Genomic DNA, 20,496 nt, shown 5'->3' on the forward strand with positions numbered 1-20,496 from the left:
TTTTATGATAAAGAGCATTTTTTATGTGATGCAGACCCTTTTTTATGTGATAATCTCTTATTTTTATGTGATGATGTAATTTTGAACCTCATAAAAAATAAAAAGCCAGCTAAATTTAGCTGGCTTCCCTATATTATGAAGCAGTCGGTGCTGCTGCAATTTGTTTTTTGATAAAATCAATCGACTTTTTATTAAAGATATCAGGCTGATCGACGTTGCAGACATGTCCACAATCTCTAATTGTCAATAGCTTTGAATGTTTCTTTTTATCGATAAATGCCTGGATCGGCGGCAAAAACATATAATCTTCCTCACCCATGATGTAAAGTGTAGGAATTGGCATTTCTTTTTTCGTTAACTTTTGCAAAAACGGATTAATCTTTAGCGTTAGCTTGAACCAGCGCTTAAATTCTTTCTGACAAAGCTTTTTCGCTTCACCTATAAACAGCGAACGCGATGCTTCGTGTCTTTTTTTCGGCATGATCACCCATGCAAATAAGCTGTAAAGCCACATGTAAGGAATAAAAGATTTGCATAAATTCCCCATTGCAATCAAAAACTGTGAACGGAAATTCATTTTCGTTACAGCCCCGCCAAGTGTCATAGATGCTACTCGTTCCGGTTTCAACTCAGCTATCGTCTGAATCAGAATCGTACCAAGTGAAATACCAACAAAATGCGCTTTTTGGATCTTTAAATGATCCATGACTTCGAGCACATCAAGGCTTACTTCTTTAAATGAGTATTTTTTTAACAAAAATTTCTCAGATTGAGATTTGCCGTGACCTCTTAGATCGACAAGCAAAATATTAAAGTGTTGTTTGAATTCTCTTAACTGTTTATACCAAATGGATGAACTGCCCCCTGCTCCATGGACAAAAATCACCCATTGATGATTTTTTTCGTGTGTATAAGTTTTGTAATGAAGCACTAAGTACTCCTCCTATTGGTTAAACGTCGATGAAAAATTCCAGCCTTCATTTTACCATACTATACATGTTTTGTACCCCCATCTGGGCAAAAGAATGTGTACAAACTGGAAACATGACGTATTTCTCTTTATACTATAGGTATATTAACGATAGTAAGGTCAGGAGGTTTCAAAATGGCTAAAGAAAGTTCATTTGATATTGTTTCACAAGTTGATTTATCCGAAGTAGACAACGCCATTAATATCGCAACAAAAGAAATCACAACACGCTATGATTTTAAAGGCAGCAAGAGTGAAATCACGCTTGATAAATCAAGTGAAGAATTAGTTTTAGTTTCTGATGATGAATACAAGCTTGAACAGCTGAAAGATGTATTAATTACGAAGCTAATTAAACGCGGTGTTCCAACAAAAAACCTGGATTACAGCAAAATCGAACAAGCTTCAGGCGGAACCGTGCGCCAGCGTGCAAAGCTTGTTACTGGAATTGATAAAGATAATGCAAAGAAAATCAACATTTTAATTAAAAATTCCGGTTTAAAAGTAAAGAGCCAAGTACAGGATGATCAAGTTCGTGTAACTGCAAAAAGCAGAGACGATCTTCAGCAGATCATTGCACTTGTAAGAGAAGCAAACTTGCCGATCGATGTGCAGTTCATTAACTACAGATAAACATAAAAAAGCTTGAGGAATTTATTCTCCTCAAGCTTTTTGTTTGAAATTTTCTTTTGTTGAGAGCCACTCATAAAAATGATGATATTGATAATATCTCGTACCTTTTAGTTCAATTTTAGGTATATCAGGATACTTTTGAAGAAGCTCTTCTACTTCATTAAGCGTCAATCCTACATAATTGCACAAATCTTTTTCTTTAATTAGCACCGGATACTCCGAAAAACTGTTACCTGGATTCTTAAAATTCTTCAATCCATCCCCGATAAAATAACCGAGTGCCGCCAGCCCTAATCCTATCCAGAGCAAACTGATCTCCATTTATACGGACTCTTTCTTGTCGCTGGCATCTAGAAGTTTCATCTGTTCAAGCTCCAGCCTCATCTTTTGCGTTTCGATCACATAGTTATCATGCTTAAGCCTTTCAAGTTCAAGCTCATCTTTTAGCATTTTGTGCTTCAGTTTTGTCTGTGATTGAAAGTGCCCCAATACGATTGCGATAATTGGAATTGAGAATATCATAATGACTGAAATTGTCCCCGTCATAGTATTCCTCCTAGAAATTTTTACCTTATGTTCCAATAATACCAAAAATAAAGAGAGCTCGTACAGACAAACATTTATTGATTTAGCTGTTATATAAAGACTGTTGCTTTATTGTTACCTCTCTTCATTGACAAGTTGATTGGAGCGCAAGGTGCGAGACTCCTGCGGGATCAGCGGGACAGGTGAGACCCCGTCAGTGCGAAGCGATAGGGAGGCTCACCGCCCGCCCCGCGGAAAGCGAGCATCCTGGAGCGGAAATCAACCACTTTCAAAAGCAACAATGTTTACGAAAACAGTATTTTGATTTTAAGAAACCGCCTTTTTTACGCCTTCTTTAATGACTTGTTCCGATAACCTAGCTAAGTCCTTCGCTTCTTGCTGCTGCGGATAAATTGGAGGATGAACCTCTATATGCACGCTAGCCGGCTTTATCCAAAATCCCTGCTGCTCCATAATTTTATAAGAACCATTGATTGTAACAGGAATAATTGGCACACCCGATTTAGTCGCCAGCTTAAAACTGCCGGCTTTAAATTCAGACATGTCATCCCCTTTACTTCTCGTCCCTTCAGGAAAAATAACCAAAGATGTACCGTTTTGAAGCAATTGTGCACCTTCATTAATCGCTTTTACAGACTGGCGCACATTCTTCCGGTCCATGAAAAGACAGTTCAACTGCTCCATCCACGTTCCGATAAAAGGCATCTTTTTCACTTCTATCTTAGATATAAAAGCTTTTGGCTTCTGAATGTATCCCAGCAAAAGAGGAATATCAAAATTTCCTTGATGATTACTTACAAACAGGACTGCCGTATCTTTCGGAATGTTCTCTTCCCCGCTTACCGTTATTTTTGATCCAGTCAGCTTTACTAAAGAACGCGCCCATTCTTTCGCTTTTTTATCAGCTAATTCATCACGTTCTTGAATCCTGGCTAATTTCTGTAGATTCTTTACGTGATTTAGTGCAGGTATTAACTTAATTAATACCGTCCAAAAATAAACAAACCAAATAATCGTTCTCAAAAATTCTCATCCTTTAACTAATTATTAATTCACCAGAATCACCATTAGGTGTATCTATCAAACTTCCCGCTGGAAATATAAACGTCCATGGCATACTAGTTTGGGCCGGAACCTCTAATGTGTAAGCAGATTCGAATTCCCCTAAAGACTCACCCATCTCTTTGTATACGACCTTCTTGCCTAAAAGTGACAATGAAATCTTAGAATAATTGTTTAATAAAACCGTTACCAAAAATTCACGCTTATGATTAAATGCGGTTTTTAAAAGAACAGCTTGGTACCCTTCTTTTCCTTCACCGTTAATTTCAAAAAAAACACGCTCAATCTCATGTCTGTCTTTTTGTGCTAAAGTTCTGTCCCACGCGGATTCAAATACCAATTTTTGCAAGGTTTATCACCCTTTCGATTCATCTTATCACAAATTTTTATTTGTTTTTTTATAAAAAGAGGTTAATCCGACAATTTTCTTGGGTATATCTTCCTTGTGCACGAATAACCAAAATTAGAAAGGGATGTGAATTATTTGAAAAAATGTTTTTTTGCATTACTTGTAGTATGTGTCATGCTGGCTCCTATGAGTGCCATGGCTGCAGGAAATGAATCCTCAAAAGCGCAAACTCAGACATTGCCGGTTAACCTTCTAGAAATTGACTCGGATGTGACTGCATTTTCTGATTTTACCGTAAGTGATTCTATGCGTAAATTAAGCGGCTCCATCAATTTAAACGGAAATGTACCAGATGCTGAAAATAAAATGCGTCCTGTATACAAGTTTAACCTCGAAAATAAAACGATGGATACATTGAGCAATTTAACGGTAAACATCCCTTATCCGCCTGGAACACAGCTAGATACTACATACCCTCCTGAAGTACTGATAACTGAAACCAACAAAAACCGCAACAAAGAAGACATCATTGCAGACTATGATACTACAACAGGCATTAAACTAACGCTTCCTGATATGGAAAAGCATGAGATTTTAACTTTTGACGTAAAGTTTTTCTTGCTTCCATTAGAAAATGATGAAGAAGAAACCGTTATAGATCTTCATAAAGTAATGATTAAACCTGAAGCGAAAGTCGTGGAATGGTTTAAAGAGGATGTAAAAGTAAGACTGATGCTGATGATGCACAACTCAAACAGCGTAATGATGGAAAAAGTGATGCTGAAATTAAAACTTCCTGAAGGAATTGAGATCCAAGATGCAATGATTACCGGCATTGAAGGTGCTACAGTAACGATCAAAGATGGCTATGCAATTATTTATCTTCCTAAGGTGGTAAAAGGTGATTCAAATATTGTCATCCACTTTAACATGAAGAAAATGAAAGGATGGGACAAGCTTCATCTTCCGTTAATTATTGGAATGGATGGAATGACTGATGTATCTCTTACTCCGCTTACGTTCACTTTAAAAGATATGCCTGAGATCGACTGGACTAAGATTATGGCAAAAGGCGATTTTATGGCTGAAATGAAAAAAGGTAAGCTTTGCTTAGATTATAAACTTAACATCGACAACAAAAACACTGCTGCTGCAAAAACGTATAAACTGCGCTTGCTTCTTCCTAAATCGGTTAAAATTGAAGACCTTAAAGTTTCTGGATTAGAAGGCGCAAAAATTGAAATGGATACAGAAGGTGTAATCTGGATCATCATCCCTTCATTGAACGCAGGAATGACTAACCTTCATGTAAGCTTGACTGGAACGTACACAGGTTCTTCAAGTGATCTATCAACTGACATCGTGACAGAAGGCTCAAATGGTGTTACAGCAACACTCTCAACAACCGTTAAAGGCATGACTTCGACTGACAGTGATACTACTGAGGTCATCACAGTTGAGAAGCCAACAAATGCTTCAGGCGGGTCAGGGAACACCCTTCCAAAGACAGGAAGTCCTTTCAGTCAGTTAACTTGGTCAATGCTCGGATCACTTTTTGTACTATTAGGAATCGGACTGTATGCTAAAGCAGCCCGGATGCAGGCATGAATAAAAATACGTTAAAACGCGGAGGAATTGCGGTCTTTCTTCTCGGCATCGCTCTCCTTATTCTTCCGGTAATAACAAGCTGGCAGACCAGCAGCGAACAACAGGCACTTGAAAAGGAATGGAATGACCTAAACACCTCTTATGGCAATCCTTTTACTCTTCCTTCCGTTAAAGCTGCTAAAGCACCGGAGACTAAGAATGAAGAAAATCCAAACACATCTGAATCATCTAAGGAAAAAGCGATGGAGAAAGGTGTTATAGGGAAAATGTCGATTCCTAAAATAGATTTAGAATCCATGATGGTTCCAGGTGTTACTCAAAAAGACCTCCAAAATGCGATTGGATGGATGACAACAACATCTTTTCCTGGCGAAAAAGGAAACACCGTAATGGCCGGACATCGCTCTCACACATACGGCCAGTTCTTTCACCGTTTAAATGAAGTGGATAAAGGCGATATGGTAAAAGTTGAAACCACTTCTGGATCGATTCTGTACAGAGTATATGAAAAAACAGTCGTAAAGCCAGACAACCTTTCTGTCTTAGATGCTAAAAAAGAAGAAGAGATTACATTAATAACGTGTGAACCTCTTTATTCTGACGAGTTTCGTCTTATAGTAAGAGCAGAACGCATTAATTAATCGCCGTTTCCGCAAACATTGTTGCTATTGAAAGTGGTTGATTTCCGCTTCAGGATGCTCGCTTTCCACGGGGCGTGCGGTGAGCCTCCTAGGCTAAACAAGCCTGCCGGGGTCTCACTAAGTAAGCATCTGTGCTCCTGCGTCTGCAAGTTAATTCTATTGCAGCGTGCTTCCTCGTCATGCCTTGCGAGAAGTATACTCAGGTGGTTGGCACGCTGATCCCGTAGGAGTCTCGACCTTCCGCTCCAATCAACCAGTCAAAGAAGCATACTGAACAAAAAATGTTCAAAAGTAACAATCTATTAGAAATGATCCTTTTTTAAAAAACTAATTTCAAAAAAGCTGGCTCGTAATCGTGTTTACCGCGATTCGAGCCAGCTTTCTTATTTATTCATAAATCGAACTCGCAGCTTTCAACAAATTTGATTTTGCCTTCTTGCTGTCTGTCTCTTCTTCTTTCAAATATTCCATTTTATGATACAGACCGTCCTCTTCCCATGCTAAAATCGGCAAGTCTGAACTTCCAGAAAAATAAGCTTTTATTCCGTTTTCAAGCTTAACCTTTTCGTTCGTTTCCAGTTTTTCTGCATTCGGAAGAAAGTTAGATATCCGGTAGGCTAAATAGACATTCTTGCCTTCCTGCCTTGGATAAAAAACAGAGTCAAGAAGTATGTTTCTTTTTTCTCCCCAATCCGAAATTTGAAAGGTAGATAAAGCCACTTTGAATGGCAGCTTATCAGGCAGTTCTAAAGAAAACGGAAGAGCCTTTTGTGCCTCTTCTTTTGAAACGTGTTCATAATATCTCGGGTAAGCACCTTTTATATGGTCCAGCAGTTTTAACTTTTTGTCATTTAAAGTACCCTGCACACTGCTTGAACAGCCAGCAAGAAAGACAATTATAACCAGATAAACAAACATCTTCTGCTTATTCAACCGCCCCACCCATTCCTTTATTTTTTGGAAGATGATACTTTGACTTTCCAGTTATGATCACACGTTGCTGAGATTGTACCTCTTTTTAGCAGATAGTTAGCCATCAGTTCCGATACATCGATTGGAATATCTTTTACAACACGCTTTCCTTTAAACATATGGTAGTCTCCGCCACCGCCTGCACGGTAGTTATTCATTACTACTTGATACAGTGCGTTATCATCTACCTCTTCACCTTTGAAGGCTAATTCAGTAATTCTTTGTCCAAATGGTTTTGATAGATCGATCGTGTATCGGATCCCTTCCCACATGTCATAATTGTAATGCTGCGGCTTAGGAACAGAAAATGCCGGATTAACAGCCACTTTACCATCTTCATTCAATACAAAATAGGAAGCTGATCTCTCCAAAGCCTCTCTCATATCCTTACCTGTGATCTCAACCACTTTTAACGTATTTGGATAAATATAGTTTGATACGATATCGCGCATTGTAACACGGGAAGAAAAACCTTTTGACCGATTATCAAATAAAGCTGTGCTTGAAATTTCCGTACCCGCAGCATCCATCTGTACTTTATTAATAAACTCGATCAAAGGGGTGTCTCTTAATCTCGTTTCCATCGGATCGGTAATCTCCATATCTCCCTCAATAACACCGATCGGCTGATCTAGCCATTCCTGAGCTTTTTCTTCATATGGAACAATTAAATCCAGTACCACCTCATCAGGCTCATAGCCTTTTGCAGAAAGAAGAGAGGATTTCTTACTGATCACTTCCCAAGAACCGTTACTATTTCTAATTGTTACTTCTACATGACCTACTGAAGTTCCTTGTGTACCTGGCTGAATAACCGTTACACCATTTATTTCGCTTTTTTCTATTAGACGATGCTGATGACCAGTTAAAAGGACATCAATACCCTCGACCTCCATACATAGCTGGTAGCCTTGATTTTCCCCGGTTAAAGTCTCCGTAGGTTCGCCAGATTCTATGTCTCTTTCAAATCCTCCATGATAGGAAACAACAACAATATCTGCCTTTTCTTTTAAGACCGGAACCCATTTTTTTGCCGTTTCAACGGCATCAAGAAACGTTATGCCTTTTATATGTTCAGGGTTCTCCCAATTCGGTATGTAATGTGTCGTCAGGCCAAGGACTGCTAGCTTAAAGCCGCTTCTAAATGTTTTTACTACATAAGGCTCGCCAAACAGCGGCTGACCTGACTCCTCCCATACTATGTTTGCAGACAGCCACGGAAACTTTGATTCATTCACCGTTTTCTGTAAAACAGGCAGCCCGTAGTTAAATTCATGATTTCCGATCACAGCTGCATCAAATTCAAGCTCGTTCAATAGAAGCGCCATGGGATTAATAGATTCTGTACCCATCCTTGCGTAATGATAAGTAAGCGGTGTTCCTTGTATGAGATCACCGTTGTCAATTAACAAACAGTTACCGTTCTTTTTCATTTCCTCTTTAATGAGAGCTGCAGCCTTAGCAAGCCCCAATTCAGCTTTTTCGTTGTTTCCATATGTTAATGGGAGCACGTTTCCATGTACGTCACTCGTAACATATATATGGATGGATTCTTCCAAAACATCGACCTTCCCTCTATGATCCTAGTACTCGTATTATACTATTTTACTGTTCTTTTCACATTTACAAAAAATTTACTTTTAATTTAAAAAATTATGGTATTATGGAAAAGCAGTAAAATTTTACATATTATATGGGGGTTCGACAAATGTTTAAAAAACTAGCAACAGTCGGCATGTCCGTATTACTTGCCGGGTCTGTTTTGGCCGGATGTAGTTCCGACGAGAATGAATCTGGTAAAAGTGGAGAAGGATACGCACCAAAAGAATTAACGGTACAATTCGTTCCATCTCAAAACGCTGATACTTTGGAAGCAAAGGCTAAGCCGCTTGAGAAGCTATTAAAAGAAGAACTGGGTATTGACGTAAAAGTGAGCGTTTCCACTGATTACAACACAATTATTGAAGCAATGAAATCTAAAAAAGTTGATGTAGGTTTCCTTCCTCCAACAGCTTATGTTTTAGCAAAAGAAAACAACGCAGCTGAAGTAATTCTTCAAGCACAGCGTTATGGTGTAAATGAAGAAGACGGCTCACCGACTGATGAGCTTGTTGATAGCTATAAATCCATGATCATTGTAAAAGCTGACTCTGATATTAAGAGTTTAGAAGATTTAAAAGGCAAAAAAGTTGGTTTCCAAAACGTAACTTCTTCTGCTGGATACGTATGGCCTGCCGTTTCTATGATGGATGCTGGAGTAGATCCGATGTCTGATGTAGAAACCGTTACATTAAAAGGACATGACCAAGCTGTTTTAGCTGTTATTAACGGAGATGTTGATGCTGCTGCCGTGTTTGAAGATGCTCGTAACATTGTTGTTGGTGATTACCCGACAGTCTTTAAAGATGTACGTGTTCTTCACCGCACAGAACCAATTCCTAACGACACAATTTCTGTCCGTTCTGATATGACTGACGAGTGGAAAAAGAAAATCCAAGAAGCTTTCATTAACATCGCAAAGAGCGAAGAAGGCAAACAAATTGTTAAGGATATCTATTCACACGAAGGTTATGCAAAGTCTCAAGACAGCAACTTTGATATCGTTCGTGATTACGGTGAAAAAGTAGCTGAGTAATCCTGCCTGCACAACGTTAAAACCGCATGAGGTCAGCCCTCTTCGCGGTTTTTTCTTTGATTTTGTATCTCAGTAAGTTTTGCAGGAATGCTCTCTGTATTTATCGAAATTTTCAAGTATTACACGAATCTAGCAGAAAGTTGGTCACACAACCATGATCGAGTTTAAAAATGTCTCAAAGGTATACCCTAACGGAACCGTCGGCTTAAATAATATTAATTTAACGATAGAGCCTGGCGAGTTTGTCGTCATTGTAGGACTTTCAGGTGCTGGTAAATCCACACTGCTCCGATCCATTAATCGCCTGCATGAAATTACAGATGGGGAAATTGTCATTAACAATCAATCCATCACGAACGCAACCGGAAAACAGCTATTAAAAATCCGCCGTGATATCGGTATGATTTTCCAAAATTTCAACCTTGTAAAGCGCTCCTCTGTTTTGAAGAATGTTCTTTCTGGACGTGTTGGCTATCATTCAACACTGCGTACTGTTTTGGGCATGTTCCCAAAAGAAGATATTGACCTTTCTCTTCGCGCTCTAGAGCGTGTAAATATTTTAGAAAAAGCATACTCCCGTGCAGATGAGCTTTCAGGCGGACAGCAGCAGCGTGTTTCTATCGCCCGTGCCTTGGCACAAGAAGCAAAGATCATCCTTGCCGACGAGCCTGTAGCATCACTCGACCCATTAACAACTGTACAAGTTATGGATGACTTGCAGCGAATCAACCGTGAGCTTGGGATCACAACAATCGTGAACCTTCACTTTATTGACCTTGCGAGACAATACGCTACACGAATCATCGGACTGCGCGCAGGTGAAGTTGTGTTTGATGGCCCCGTATCTGAAGCTACAGATGATAAATTCTCAGAAATCTACGGCCGTGAAATCAGTGAAGACGAGCTGCTAGGTGAAACAGTATGATGAACACGGAATTGAATCAAGAAAAACAGACACTCAAACCTCTTGGTAACGTTCCATCTCCGCCAAGTAAATTTAAGCATTACTTAACAGCACTTATTATAATTGGCTTACTTTGGGCGAGTGCTTATAAAACAGATGCGACTTTTCAGGAACTGCTGACAGGACTGCCAGAGATGGGTGTCTTAATGGATCAAATGCTGCCGCCTGACTGGGCATACTTTGAACCGATTATAGAACCCATGCTCGAAACCATTCGCATGGCCGTCCTTGGAACAACATTCGGAGCGATCCTAGCGATTCCATTATCACTTCTTGCAGCATCGAACGTTGTAAAAAGTAAAATTCTCTTTTATCCAACTCGCATGTTTTTAAATTTAATCCGTACGATTCCTGATTTGCTGAAAGCAGCTATATTTGTAGCGATCTTTGGTCTTGGTGCAATTCCAGGTATTTTAGCATTAACTTTCTTTTCACTAGGACTTATTTCTAAACTATTATATGAAACGATAGAAGCGATCGATAAAGGACCTCTTGAAGCAATGACCGCAGTAGGTGCAAATAAGATACAATGGATCTTTTTCGGTATTGTACCGCAGATCTCCGCTCATTTTATGTCGTACACGCTTTATACATTTGAAGTTAATATTCGTGCGGCAGCTGTTCTTGGTCTGGTTGGCGCAGGCGGGATCGGTCACTATTATGAAAAAACACTCGGCTTCCTTCAATACGACCGGGTAGCATCTATCATTATTTTCACGCTCGTCATTGTTTTGATCATTGATTATACAAGCACGAAGATACGGGAGAAATTGCTATGAGTACGTATTCTGTTAAACGACCGCCTAGACGAATCTTTTTTAAACTGACGATTTTTGTTTTGCTGACCGCCCTCTATGTTTGGTCTTTTGCTGGAATAGAATTCAATGGATTAAAAGATACAGCAGGTATTATTTCAAAAGCCATTCTCTCAGGAATTCTGAATCCAGATTGGGATTACGTTTACTTGCCTGAAGGAGAAGATTTGCTCAGGGGCTTACTCGATACGCTTGCGATTGCCATTTTAGGTACTTTTATTTCAGCTATTTTATGTGTACCATTTGCTTTTTGGGCAGCAAACAACATAAGCAAATTTAAGCAGATTTCGGGAACAGGGAAATTTGCACTTAGTATCGTTCGTACATTCCCAGAGATCATTATGGCGATTATTTTTATAAAAGCTGTAGGTCCAGGTTCATTTGCCGGAGTTTTGGCACTAGGACTTCATTCAATTGGCATGTTGGGCAAGCTGTTTTCAGAGGCTATTGAAAACATGGATTTAGGACCAACAGAAGCTTTGCTTGCGACAGGTGCAAACCGCTTCCAAATCCTTTGGTTCGCCGTGCTTCCGCAAGTATTTCCTGACTTTTTGTCATACACATTGTATCGCTTTGAAATCAATGTTCGTTCTGCAACAATCTTGGGGGTAATCGGTGCTGGAGGTATCGGTACACCACTGATCTTTGCCTTAACATCACGGGACTGGAACCGAGTAGGGATTATTCTTTTAGGTATTGTCGTGATGGTAACGTTGATTGATATTATTTCAGGTTATATCCGCAGAAGAATAGTGTAGTTAATAAAAAGAACCAGAAGGCGGTACTCGCTTTCTGGTCTTTTTGTGTTTAAAATATCAGAGGAATCGACATTATTTCCGCGGGAATAATCATTATTCTACAAAAATAGTTAAAATGAAAAAAGCCTAAGAATCCAAATGGATTACTTAGGCTTTTACTATTACTTAGTAATTTTAATTTTTGCAGTACTGCGGTCTGCTGCTTCTTCCAATACTTCAATTTTTAAACCGTAAGAAGGAAGCTTTAAACCAGAGTACGGGCTAGATGGACTCCAATAGTTTGCAGTATCATCAAACAATGATACCGGCGCTTTTGCTGCTTGATACATGTGATTTCCTTGTCCATAATCCACATCAAGTGCAGCACCCTTCACTTTACTGAATGTCGCATCATAGATTTGGTATCGTGTGCTTGCCAAATCACCAGTTGCTTCATTTCCACCCCAACGGTGAACGTTTTGGTGAGCGTCAACGACACCGACAAAACCTTTACCAGGATGTGCACCAACCCAGTTGTTGTCATAAGCACTGTTCACATACCAGATGACCATACCAGGATCATAAGACATGATAGAATTGCCGCGCTTTAAGTGCGCAAGACCATTGTCCACGCCGTCATGGTTACGCCATTCAACTAAATAGTAATGAGACTTCAATTCTTTCCCTTGATGTTTTTCAAAATGATCTAAAGCAAACTTAGGTGTTCCTTCAGCTCCATCTTCAAAAGCAGTTGCCCCATTCTTCGTTACTTTTACATTATCAACGAAGAAACCTTCTTCATTGCTGCCCCAGTCAGTCATGTAACGGAATTGAAGCTGAATGTTTTGACCAGCATATTGGCTTAAATCAATAGACTCGTGGATCCATCCATTTGAATGCCCTGTATAACCAGGCATATTTTCCTGAATAGCAGGGTATCCATCTGAAACAATATCACTGTTTGTGTTAGGTGTAGAAAGGGATTTCCAAGTTGCTCCGTTATCAGTAGAAACCTGAACCATCGCATAATCCCAGTTTGATTCAATTTTATACCAAGCGTCATAATCTAACGTTGCTGATGCAGCACCCGTCAAATCAACGTTTGTTACCATCTTATGATCGATTTCATCGCCTCTTCCGCCATAATACGCGTAGGAGCCAGATGCAGGTGTTGTAATTTGATTTACTTGATCAGGCAAGTTGATACGAACTGCATCTTCGTTTGTACCTTTTGTAGATGCTTGATCAAGAGTAACTGTAACACCGTTTTTGCCAAGAGAGCTTGCATTTACAGTCTTGCCTTGCAGCCATTTTCCACCGATAGTAGATTGATAGAATTCTTTTGCAAGAGGGCTGAATCCGGTTGGTTCTGTTCCTGGAATCTCACCAGCCCAGCTACCGCTAGACATGATCGACCAATAAGAAACCGGCTCACCGTAAGGAGAAGAATAAACCGTATCATACTCATCCGGATAGTTCAGATCGTGGCCAAATTCATGTGCGAATACACCAGTTGCTCCATCTTCTGGCTCAATTGTGTAATCATATGCAGCCATTGCTCCGCCCCAGTATGGAACTGTTGCAGTTGAACCAGGAATCGCGTAGACACCGCCAAGATTCCAACGGTGAGACCAGATTGCGTCAGCTCCTAAGCTTCCGCCGCCTGCTTCTTCACCTACACCAGCGTGAACAACCATTAAGTGGTCAACAAGTCCGTCTGGCTCACGCTTGTTTCCGTCACCATCAAGGTCGTAAATATCTTCTTTATCATATAGTGTTAGATCAACACCATTATCTGCAGCTGCTGCTAAAGCTTCTGCTACTAGATTACGAGGTCTAGAGTCATTGTCAGAAGCGTTGTTTCCACCGTAGTAAGCTGCAGGATTCTTTGCTGTATACCAACCGTAAACATCTCCATCAATCGTATAAGATCCGCCTGATTGCTGCAGGTAGAACTGTTTCATAGAAACCATGTTCTTACCGTTTGGACCTGTATATCCATTATCTCCGAAAATCATATCGCGATAGTGCTGTTGCGTATATTTCGGATAATGGAAATCCGTTTCGGAAGATGTAATGCTTCCTTCTTTATAGTCATTATAGTCAATTAATAAAACTAATACTTGGTCTTTGCGTACATCACCACTGTATGTTTCAGCTTGTGCACTATCTAATGATGACGTAATTGCTGTACCAGATTTCTTACCGCCTTTGCCAGGAGAAGTCGTCGTAGAACCACTGTCAGTTGAAGACTTCATTTCTCCCTTTAAGAATTTAGCAGTCTCTTCTACATCATGCTTCTCATGTAGGTGAACAGAACTGCCTCCTGCACGTTTTTTCAAATATTTATTTAGTTCTGCCTCTTGCTGTTGTGGAGTTAACCCCGCTTTGATGACACCACGCTCTGTCAATGACTTGATTAAGCGATCCTGATTGACTATCCCTAGGTCAACTGGTGCCACGTCTTCATTGTGTTTTTTAGCTGCAACCGGATCTACTGATGCTGGGCTTGTCCAAAGAAAAGTCCCCGCGAGAACCGAAGCTGCCGCAAAACTAGTAAGAACTCGTTTCATCCCTTACATTCCCCCTAACAGAATTTTCGCATTTTTGCGACTTTTTAATTTTAACATAAACATTTTCCATTAAATGTGAGTAATTTTAACTATTTTTGTGATTTTTACTAGTCTTTTTTTACTATTTATAGGTATTTTTGTAGTTACATAGTTTTAATTTAATAGAATCACCACTACTTTTTATTCATTTCCGTAAATGTCTGCACAAAATCAATTATCGCTGGTCCCAGCAGAACGATGAATAGACTAGGAAAAATAAAAAGAACGAGTGGAAAAAGCATCTTTACAGGTGCTTTCATGGCAGCTTCCTCTGCACGCTGCTTTCTTCTGTCTCTAACTTCTGCTGATTGCACACGGAGTACCTGAACCATTCCGATTCCTAGTTTTTCCGCCTGTAAAATAGCACTGATAAAATAATTCACTTCATCAACGCCAAGCCGTTCACGGATTTTACCTAATGATTCTCTTCTCGTTTTTCCAAGCCTCATTTCTTCTAAACAGCGATGAAATTCGCCTGTCAAAACGCCATCTTTTTTAGAGACTAACTTACTTAGTGCTCCATCAAATCCTAATCCCGCTTCAAGACTTACTGTTAAAAGATCTAATACGTCTGGAAGCTCACGCAATGCCAAATAATTTCTCGTTTTTATTTTTTGTTTTAAATAGAAACCAGGTAAAAAGGCAGCGATTCCAAACCCTATCAAGAAAAATAACAACCCAGCCCCAAACGAAACGTTCAATAGCTGGCTGTAAAGTACAGAACCGATTGGAAAGAAAACAAACAATGCGATCTGCAGCATGCGATAATCTACAGGTGACATTCCAAACGGATTTCCAGCCTGATTTAGCAATTTTTCTATCTTTGCTTCTTTTTCACCTGGCATTTTTCTTTTGAAACTTCTTTTAAAATCTTTCCATAACGGCATAATGAATCGATCCCCAAAAGAAACTGTCCCTTCTAAGGCAGCAGCTGTTTCAAGGTTGCTTTTTTGGCCATTTTTCCCTAACGCAGTTGAAAGCCGTCTTTCTACAAACTGTCTTTTTTCACTCGTCCAAACATATACCGCGTATGCTGTTAAAGTAATGGTTACAAAAAAAGTAAAATACATCATCCGTCTACACCTCGATCGTTGTGATTTTCCGGATTAAAATAAAGCCAATGATTCCTGAAATAGAGCCGCATGCAATCATCACCCAGCCAATCACGTTTTCAAACAGAGTTCCAATATAATCGGGTTCAATCATATATAAGAGAATCGCAAGTATAAGCGGCAATAGTCCGATAATTATTCCTGATAGTTTCCCTTGTGCTGTTAATGTTGTAATCTGCCGCTGTATTTTTGTCCGGTCCCGAATGGTTTCTACAATTTTATCTAGAACTGTTGCAAGGTTGCCGCCAACCGTCCGTTGAATAATAATCGCCTGAATCATTAGGTCAAGGTCTTCGCTCGGCATACGTACTTTTAATTCATTTAACGCTTCTTCAATCGTGCTTCCATACTGCATTTCTTTCAGTACTCTTTCCATTTCCTCTTTTACAGGAGATTGCGCCTCTTCAACCACTGTCATTAACGCTTGTGGAAAGCTGAACCCTGCTCGCAAAGAACCCACAACGGTTGTAATTAAATCCGGCAAACCTTCATTAAATTGTTTAATTCTCTGTTTCTTCTTTTTCTTAACCCACATTCCTGGTGTTATAAAGCCGATAATCGCTCCAATTATTAATAGGAAGAAAGAATTTGTGATCAGTAAAAAGAGCATCGCTAAAAGTGCGATCAAGATCCATTGAAAAAGCACATACTCCTCAGGCTTTAATGGAATACCAGCTTGCTCAAGCATGACTGAAAGCTTTTTATTTTTTTCCTTTGAAAGAACTTCATCTCTCACTTTTTGCTTATACATTTGAACTTGAACAAAAGCATTGAAGTTCGAAGTCTTAGGCTTTTTTCCGCTTTTTAATTCTAAAAAATGCTTCATGCGGCGCTCTAACCGCTTATTTGACATAAAAATCAGCTTTAGCAATCCATAAAAGAACAAAAAGGCAGTCAGTAAAATTAGAAGAAGGAATAAATAAACCATTACTGCCAGTCCCCTTCCATAAAGACACTTGGTGGAATGTGAATACCTGATTGTTCAAGGCGCTCAAAGAATTTAGGTCTCACACCAGTAGGCACTAAACGTCCTATGATCTTTCCTTTTTCATCAACGCCTTCTTGTTTATACTCAAAAATATCCTGAAGGACGATCACATCACCCTCAAGCCCTTGCACTTCGGTTATGTGCGTGATTCTTCGCGTACCATCTTTAAGGCGTGCCTGCTGAATAATTACATCAACAGCTCCTGCAATTTGCTCGCGTATCGCTTTAACTGGCAGATCAACACCGCCAAGCAAAACCATTGTTTCAAGTCTGGCGATCATATCTCTTGGCGAGTTAGAGTGACCCGTTGCAAGTGACCCGTCATGACCTGTATTCATTGCCTGCAGCATATCAAGCGCTTCACCGCCTCGCACCTCCCCGATCACAATGCGGTCAGGACGCATACGCAAAGAGTTTCGAACTAGATCTCTGATTGTAATCGCACCTTTTCCTTCTATGTTTGGCGGGCGTGATTCCAGCGATATAACATGTTCCTGCCAGAGCTGTAATTCAGCTGCATCTTCAATTGTAATAATACGTTCATCACCTGGAATAAAAGATGAAAGTACATTTAAAGTCGTCGTTTTTCCTGATCCTGTTCCGCCGCTGACAAAAATGTTCAAATGGGCCTTTACACAGGCTTCAATAAATACTGCCATTTCTCTCGTAACTGTCCCAAAGTCTATTAAATTCTCAATCGTATAAGGGTCTTTAGAAAATTTACGGATGGTTATCGTAGGACCAATCAAAGACAGCGGCGGAATAATAGCATTTACACGCGAACCATCGGGCAGACGCGCATCAACCATCGGACTGCTTTCATCAATTCTTCTGCCGATTGGTGCACAAATTTTTTCAATAACATTCAGGACATGTTCATCGTCTCTAAATTGAATAGGCGTTAATATGAGCTTTCCTTTTTGCTCTGCATATACCTGATTCGGCCCATTTACCATGACTTCCGTTACGTTTTCATCAAGAAGCAGCGGATTGATCGGACCAAACCCTGTCAGGTCATTAATCAATTCATCGATAACCTTTTTGCGGTCTACTGCACCCCTGAATGTTTCATCATCTTTTATAAAATCAATGGCCATGCCATCTAGTTTCGGAATAATCTCTTCTACAGAAATATCTTTTAGTTCATCTAAAATTTGTTTGTGCAGAAGATTTTTAAGCTGCTGATGCTTCGTTACTTTTTCCATGCGTTCAGAGGATTTTTCGTTTCCTTTCACATCTGTTTTTTTTGGCTGGCGAAAGGTTGACAGCAAATCCTTTTTAGCTGCAGCTTGCTGTTCAGCAGACTGTTCTTCTTGCGGAGAGGCTCCACCTGGATTTTTGGCTTGGATTTTTTCTAATAAACTCATGTGTCCCTCTCCTTAACTTTTTACTTTTGATTTGCGGAATAGTTTTGTTAATATGCTGCTTGTTTTAGATTCAGCCGGTATTAAAGTGATTTCTCGTCTAGTTGAAATCTGCTCAGCCATTTTAAAAACGGCCTTCGCAATATCTGTTTTTCCTTGATTCACAACAAAAGGAATTCCAATATTTAAAGATTGTGTAGCTACCTGCCAGTCATTCGGGATAAAGATAGGGTTTTCTATGCCTAAGATATCCGCTACGTCTGACGCATTAATGACGCTTTCCATTGTTGCACGGTTTACAACCACCTGAACTTTGTCTTTTAAACCGAGCATATCGAAAGTTTCAAGCATTAATTTTGTATTTTTCAGCGTCGCCATCTCAAGATTTGTAAGAAGCAGAATTTGATCAGCTTTTTCAATGATAGGCAAGTTTCGCTCAGGCAAACCTACTCCAGTGTCGGTTAAAACATAATGGTGCTCCATTAATAATAAGTCGAGAACCTTGCTGACAGCGGCTTCACCAATTAAATCTGCATGCTCCGGTCTTTCTGGGGCAGCAAGAACCTTTATTCCAGATTCGTGACGATTCAAATAACTCAGCAAAGAATGCTGATCCATCTGCTGTATTTCTTCAACAACATCTTTAATCGTAAAAGTGGTCTGAAGGTCCAGTGCTAAACTTACATCGCCAAATTGAAAGTCTGCATCCACAACACCGATCTGTATGTTCTTTTTACACAGTGCAACAGCAAGGTTAACGGTCATAACGGTGCGGCCGATCCCTCCCTTTGCACTGCATACTGCAATCATCTCGCCCCGTACCTGTCTTTTCACTTCTCTTTGTTCTCCCAGTTGGCTGTCCATGCTTGCCTACCCCTTTTTCCGCATATTCTTTTACTCTAAAACGTTACTTTGTTCTTTTTAATTTGCTTCGAACGGCAAGATGAATATTTCCGTTTTCCTCGGCATTTACAATATTCAAAACGTCTTGTGGAAACATCTCTAACGTGGCTGAAGTATATTCCACATACGGTTCACCTTCAGTCGGTTCAACCATTTTTCTTCCGATGGCAAGAACTCGTACATTCTCCATAATCATCTTTGTTTCCATCTGATCGCCCTTTTTTATAGAAGCAAAAACATCCACATAATCTTCTGGTTCAATTAAGTTCGAAACCGACTGTACGAAATTAACACCAACAGATACAGCCCGGAATTGTTCTTTTACCTTTCGGCTGATACGCAATGATTCTTCTGTCGTTGTACGGGCATTATGGGTTAAGAAAACCTCGCCTTCAGCCATTTTTGTTGTAGCATAGTGATTTTCTATTGATTCAATTCTCTTAACTGAATCTGGGTGCACAGAAGCTTCTGGAACGTTTTCAACAGTCAGCATTTCGGCTGTGATTTTTTCGTTTTGTTTAATATCCCGTTTAGCCGTTACGACTTTAACCGTGTTTTCAGAGAGAACCGTTGCCGCATTGTAATCACCCATATAGTTATAAAATAAAAAAGTTGTAATAAGTCCCATAAAGATTGCCGTTCCTAAAATGAGTTTTGCCCTCATGTCTTCACCTACTCTGTTAGTCTTATGCTAAATGCACCTTTGTTCACATCGACTGGCTTAACAAACCCAGTTCCTGCGCGTTTAATAAACATGCCAGTAATTGAAGTGTCTTTGGAATCCATAGGCTTCGTAATGTAAAAGTAAGCGAACCCTGTGATTTTCACTTCTTTTAACTGGTTGCCGTCTGTTTCAAGCCTTTCATATACAGGAATCAATATAATTCTGGAACAATCCCGATGGTGTGTTTCCCCTTCTGGATATGGACAGCTATTGATTCGTTCTTGAATGACTGCCCGTGTTTTCCCTGCAATATTACCTGTTTGTGTATCTAAAACATCTCCCACTTCAAGTTCGTTTTGGTATCCTTTTAATAGATTATCTTCATACGTTGCTGCACCAGTTCCTCCAAGGGCTAGAACTCCGAAGTTTCCGGCTTCAACACCAGTCTGATCGACTTTCAGCGAATATTCTTTGTTGAATTCCAAACCTAAACTTTCATCGATGCCAAGCGGCGCGACGCCCGCGGCTTTCCCCATCGTTCCAAGCTCTGCTGCAGCATGTACATTTACTGGTGCCGTATCAAAACCGAAAAGCTGTGAAAACGTCAAGGGAACTTCTCTTGAAAGATCTACGCTCACTTTGTCTTCCATTTGAATCTTCATATCTTCCAAACTATGATTCTCACTATGTTTTTCAAGGGTTTCATGAACAATCGTGCGAACCGATTCCTCTTCATGTGTTAGCTCCTGAGCACCAGAAAGAACCGCAGCATTAGCTGATTTTTGCAGATGGGTTTTCGTTAAAAACAGCTTTCCGCCATCAATAATGAGTCCTGTCATCGCTATGAGCGCTACAAGGCTAAAGGCAACAAGCAAGATTGTATTGCCTTCTTCTTTTTTTATAAGACGCCTCATCTTTATT

General features: G+C 39.8%; 21 protein-coding genes. 7 read left to right on the plus strand and 14 right to left on the minus strand.

Annotated elements, in window-relative coordinates; translation table 11 throughout:
* Positions 1-133 precede the first annotated feature (133 nt).
* Positions 134-931 carry an alpha/beta fold hydrolase gene (locus ACFQ4X_RS15775; RefSeq protein ID WP_066294101.1) on the minus strand — a complete coding sequence of 266 codons (798 nt, stop codon included), beginning with the start codon at positions 929-931 and terminating at the stop codon, positions 134-136.
* Between the two features lie 174 nt (positions 932-1,105).
* Here ACFQ4X_RS15775 and ACFQ4X_RS15780 point away from each other — a divergent pair, with 174 nt between their 5' ends.
* The gene (locus ACFQ4X_RS15780) at positions 1,106-1,603 is read left to right on the plus strand and encodes a YajQ family cyclic di-GMP-binding protein (RefSeq protein ID WP_379836711.1); all 498 of its coding nucleotides are present in this window, start codon (positions 1,106-1,108) and stop codon (positions 1,601-1,603) included.
* 30 nt (positions 1,604-1,633) lie between these two features.
* Here the strand turns inward: ACFQ4X_RS15780 and ACFQ4X_RS15785 are convergent, their stop codons facing one another.
* From ACFQ4X_RS15785 to ACFQ4X_RS15800, 4 genes are all read right to left on the minus strand, one after another.
* Positions 1,634-1,924: a DNA-binding protein gene (locus ACFQ4X_RS15785; protein WP_379836713.1), complete on the minus strand. Its 291-nt coding sequence runs from the start codon at positions 1,922-1,924 to the stop codon at positions 1,634-1,636.
* Positions 1,925-2,149 carry a hypothetical protein gene (locus ACFQ4X_RS15790; protein WP_066294104.1) on the minus strand — a complete coding sequence of 75 codons (225 nt, stop codon included), beginning with the start codon at positions 2,147-2,149 and terminating at the stop codon, positions 1,925-1,927.
* Positions 2,150-2,455: 306 nt separating this feature from the next.
* The gene (locus ACFQ4X_RS15795) at positions 2,456-3,172 is read right to left on the minus strand and encodes a lysophospholipid acyltransferase family protein (RefSeq protein WP_379836715.1); all 717 of its coding nucleotides are present in this window, start codon (positions 3,170-3,172) and stop codon (positions 2,456-2,458) included.
* Positions 3,173-3,185: 13 nt separating this feature from the next.
* Positions 3,186-3,560 (minus strand): SLAP domain-containing protein, encoded by a 375-nt coding sequence (locus tag ACFQ4X_RS15800; RefSeq protein WP_379836717.1) that lies wholly within the window; start codon positions 3,558-3,560, stop codon positions 3,186-3,188.
* 135 nt (positions 3,561-3,695) lie between these two features.
* On the opposite strand from ACFQ4X_RS15800, the gene ACFQ4X_RS15805 reads away from it, so the two are divergent.
* The gene (locus ACFQ4X_RS15805) at positions 3,696-5,168 is read left to right on the plus strand and encodes a hypothetical protein (protein WP_379836719.1); all 1,473 of its coding nucleotides are present in this window, start codon (positions 3,696-3,698) and stop codon (positions 5,166-5,168) included.
* Positions 5,165-5,809, plus strand: coding sequence for a sortase (locus ACFQ4X_RS15810; protein ID WP_379836721.1), 645 nt, complete (start codon positions 5,165-5,167; stop codon positions 5,807-5,809). Before ACFQ4X_RS15805 ends, ACFQ4X_RS15810 begins: the two co-directional genes overlap by 4 nt.
* 387 nt (positions 5,810-6,196) lie before the next feature.
* Here the strand turns inward: ACFQ4X_RS15810 and ACFQ4X_RS15815 are convergent, their stop codons facing one another.
* Together ACFQ4X_RS15815 and ACFQ4X_RS15820 are read right to left on the minus strand one after the other, a co-directional pair.
* Positions 6,197-6,742: a lipoprotein gene (locus ACFQ4X_RS15815; protein WP_379836723.1), complete on the minus strand. Its 546-nt coding sequence runs from the start codon at positions 6,740-6,742 to the stop codon at positions 6,197-6,199.
* Positions 6,743-6,759: 17 nt separating this feature from the next.
* Positions 6,760-8,340 (minus strand): bifunctional metallophosphatase/5'-nucleotidase, encoded by a 1,581-nt coding sequence (locus tag ACFQ4X_RS15820; RefSeq protein ID WP_379836725.1) that lies wholly within the window; start codon positions 8,338-8,340, stop codon positions 6,760-6,762.
* A 149-nt stretch (positions 8,341-8,489) separates the two neighbouring features.
* On the opposite strand from ACFQ4X_RS15820, the gene ACFQ4X_RS15825 reads away from it, so the two are divergent.
* From ACFQ4X_RS15825 to phnE (ACFQ4X_RS15840), 4 genes are all read left to right on the plus strand, one after another.
* Positions 8,490-9,416, plus strand: coding sequence for a phosphate/phosphite/phosphonate ABC transporter substrate-binding protein (locus ACFQ4X_RS15825; RefSeq protein WP_379836727.1), 927 nt, complete (start codon positions 8,490-8,492; stop codon positions 9,414-9,416).
* A gap of 154 nt (positions 9,417-9,570) precedes the next feature.
* Positions 9,571-10,341 (plus strand): phosphonate ABC transporter ATP-binding protein, encoded by a 771-nt coding sequence (gene phnC / locus ACFQ4X_RS15830; protein ID WP_379836729.1) that lies wholly within the window; start codon positions 9,571-9,573, stop codon positions 10,339-10,341.
* Positions 10,341-11,159 (plus strand): phosphonate ABC transporter, permease protein PhnE, encoded by an 819-nt coding sequence (gene phnE, locus ACFQ4X_RS15835; protein ID WP_379837200.1) that lies wholly within the window; start codon positions 10,341-10,343, stop codon positions 11,157-11,159. Before phnC ends, phnE (ACFQ4X_RS15835) begins: the two co-directional genes overlap by 1 nt.
* A complete protein-coding gene (phnE, locus tag ACFQ4X_RS15840) occupies positions 11,156-11,953 on the plus strand; it encodes a phosphonate ABC transporter, permease protein PhnE (protein WP_379836731.1) in 798 nt (265 codons plus the stop codon). Before phnE (ACFQ4X_RS15835) ends, phnE (ACFQ4X_RS15840) begins: the two co-directional genes overlap by 4 nt.
* A 161-nt stretch (positions 11,954-12,114) precedes the next feature.
* On the opposite strand, the gene ACFQ4X_RS15845 is transcribed toward phnE (ACFQ4X_RS15840), so the two are convergent.
* From ACFQ4X_RS15845 to ACFQ4X_RS15875, 7 genes are all read right to left on the minus strand, one after another.
* On the minus strand, positions 12,115-14,505 hold the full coding sequence (locus ACFQ4X_RS15845) for an immune inhibitor A domain-containing protein (RefSeq protein ID WP_379836733.1): 2,391 nt from the start codon (positions 14,503-14,505) through the stop codon (positions 12,115-12,117).
* Between the two features lie 173 nt (positions 14,506-14,678).
* A complete protein-coding gene (locus ACFQ4X_RS15850; protein WP_379836735.1) occupies positions 14,679-15,617 on the minus strand; it encodes a type II secretion system F family protein in 939 nt (312 codons plus the stop codon).
* A gap of 4 nt (positions 15,618-15,621) precedes the next feature.
* Entirely contained in the window at positions 15,622-16,584 is a 963-nt protein-coding gene (locus ACFQ4X_RS15855; RefSeq protein ID WP_379836737.1) for a type II secretion system F family protein, read from the minus strand.
* Entirely contained in the window at positions 16,584-18,011 is a 1,428-nt protein-coding gene (locus tag ACFQ4X_RS15860) for a CpaF family protein (RefSeq protein ID WP_379836739.1), read from the minus strand. The genes ACFQ4X_RS15855 and ACFQ4X_RS15860 overlap by 1 nt, the downstream gene beginning before the upstream one ends.
* A 12-nt stretch (positions 18,012-18,023) precedes the next feature.
* Positions 18,024-18,872: an AAA family ATPase gene (locus ACFQ4X_RS15865; protein WP_379836741.1), complete on the minus strand. Its 849-nt coding sequence runs from the start codon at positions 18,870-18,872 to the stop codon at positions 18,024-18,026.
* 43 nt (positions 18,873-18,915) lie between these two features.
* Positions 18,916-19,575, minus strand: a complete 660-nt coding sequence (gene cpaB, locus ACFQ4X_RS15870) for a Flp pilus assembly protein CpaB (RefSeq protein ID WP_379836743.1) — start codon at positions 19,573-19,575, stop codon at positions 18,916-18,918.
* Between the two features lie 8 nt (positions 19,576-19,583).
* The gene (locus tag ACFQ4X_RS15875; protein ID WP_379836745.1) at positions 19,584-20,489 is read right to left on the minus strand and encodes a TadE/TadG family type IV pilus assembly protein; all 906 of its coding nucleotides are present in this window, start codon (positions 20,487-20,489) and stop codon (positions 19,584-19,586) included.
* Between the last annotated feature and the right edge of the window lie 7 nt (positions 20,490-20,496).

It is taken from the genome of Fictibacillus halophilus (assembly GCF_042680145.1).
GTDB classification, from domain to species: Bacteria; Bacillota; Bacilli; order Bacillales; family Fictibacillaceae; genus Fictibacillus; species Fictibacillus halophilus_A.

Bases quoted from the DNA above. Each gene is read 5' to 3' on its own strand.
- ACFQ4X_RS15790 (WP_066294104.1), bottom strand. From the start codon at position 2,149: ATGACGGGGACAATTTCAGTCATTATGATATTCTCAATTCCAATTATC.
- ACFQ4X_RS15845 (WP_379836733.1), bottom strand. From the start codon at position 14,505: ATGAAACGAGTTCTTACTAGTTTTGCGGCAGCTTCGGTTCTCGCGGGG.
- ACFQ4X_RS15780 (WP_379836711.1), top strand. From the start codon at position 1,106: ATGGCTAAAGAAAGTTCATTTGATATTGTTTCACAAGTTGATTTATCC.
- cpaB (WP_379836743.1), bottom strand. From the start codon at position 19,575: ATGAGGGCAAAACTCATTTTAGGAACGGCAATCTTTATGGGACTTATT.
- phnC (WP_379836729.1), top strand. From the start codon at position 9,571: ATGATCGAGTTTAAAAATGTCTCAAAGGTATACCCTAACGGAACCGTC.
- ACFQ4X_RS15810 (WP_379836721.1), top strand. From the start codon at position 5,165: ATGAATAAAAATACGTTAAAACGCGGAGGAATTGCGGTCTTTCTTCTC.
- phnE (WP_379837200.1), top strand. From the start codon at position 10,341: ATGAACACGGAATTGAATCAAGAAAAACAGACACTCAAACCTCTTGGT.
- ACFQ4X_RS15875 (WP_379836745.1), bottom strand. From the start codon at position 20,489: ATGAGGCGTCTTATAAAAAAAGAAGAAGGCAATACAATCTTGCTTGTT.
- ACFQ4X_RS15855 (WP_379836737.1), bottom strand. From the start codon at position 16,584: ATGGTTTATTTATTCCTTCTTCTAATTTTACTGACTGCCTTTTTGTTC.
- ACFQ4X_RS15860 (WP_379836739.1), bottom strand. From the start codon at position 18,011: ATGAGTTTATTAGAAAAAATCCAAGCCAAAAATCCAGGTGGAGCCTCT.
- ACFQ4X_RS15825 (WP_379836727.1), top strand. From the start codon at position 8,490: ATGTTTAAAAAACTAGCAACAGTCGGCATGTCCGTATTACTTGCCGGG.
- ACFQ4X_RS15850 (WP_379836735.1), bottom strand. From the start codon at position 15,617: ATGATGTATTTTACTTTTTTTGTAACCATTACTTTAACAGCATACGCG.
- ACFQ4X_RS15865 (WP_379836741.1), bottom strand. From the start codon at position 18,872: ATGGACAGCCAACTGGGAGAACAAAGAGAAGTGAAAAGACAGGTACGG.
- phnE (WP_379836731.1), top strand. From the start codon at position 11,156: ATGAGTACGTATTCTGTTAAACGACCGCCTAGACGAATCTTTTTTAAA.
- ACFQ4X_RS15785 (WP_379836713.1), bottom strand. From the start codon at position 1,924: ATGGAGATCAGTTTGCTCTGGATAGGATTAGGGCTGGCGGCACTCGGT.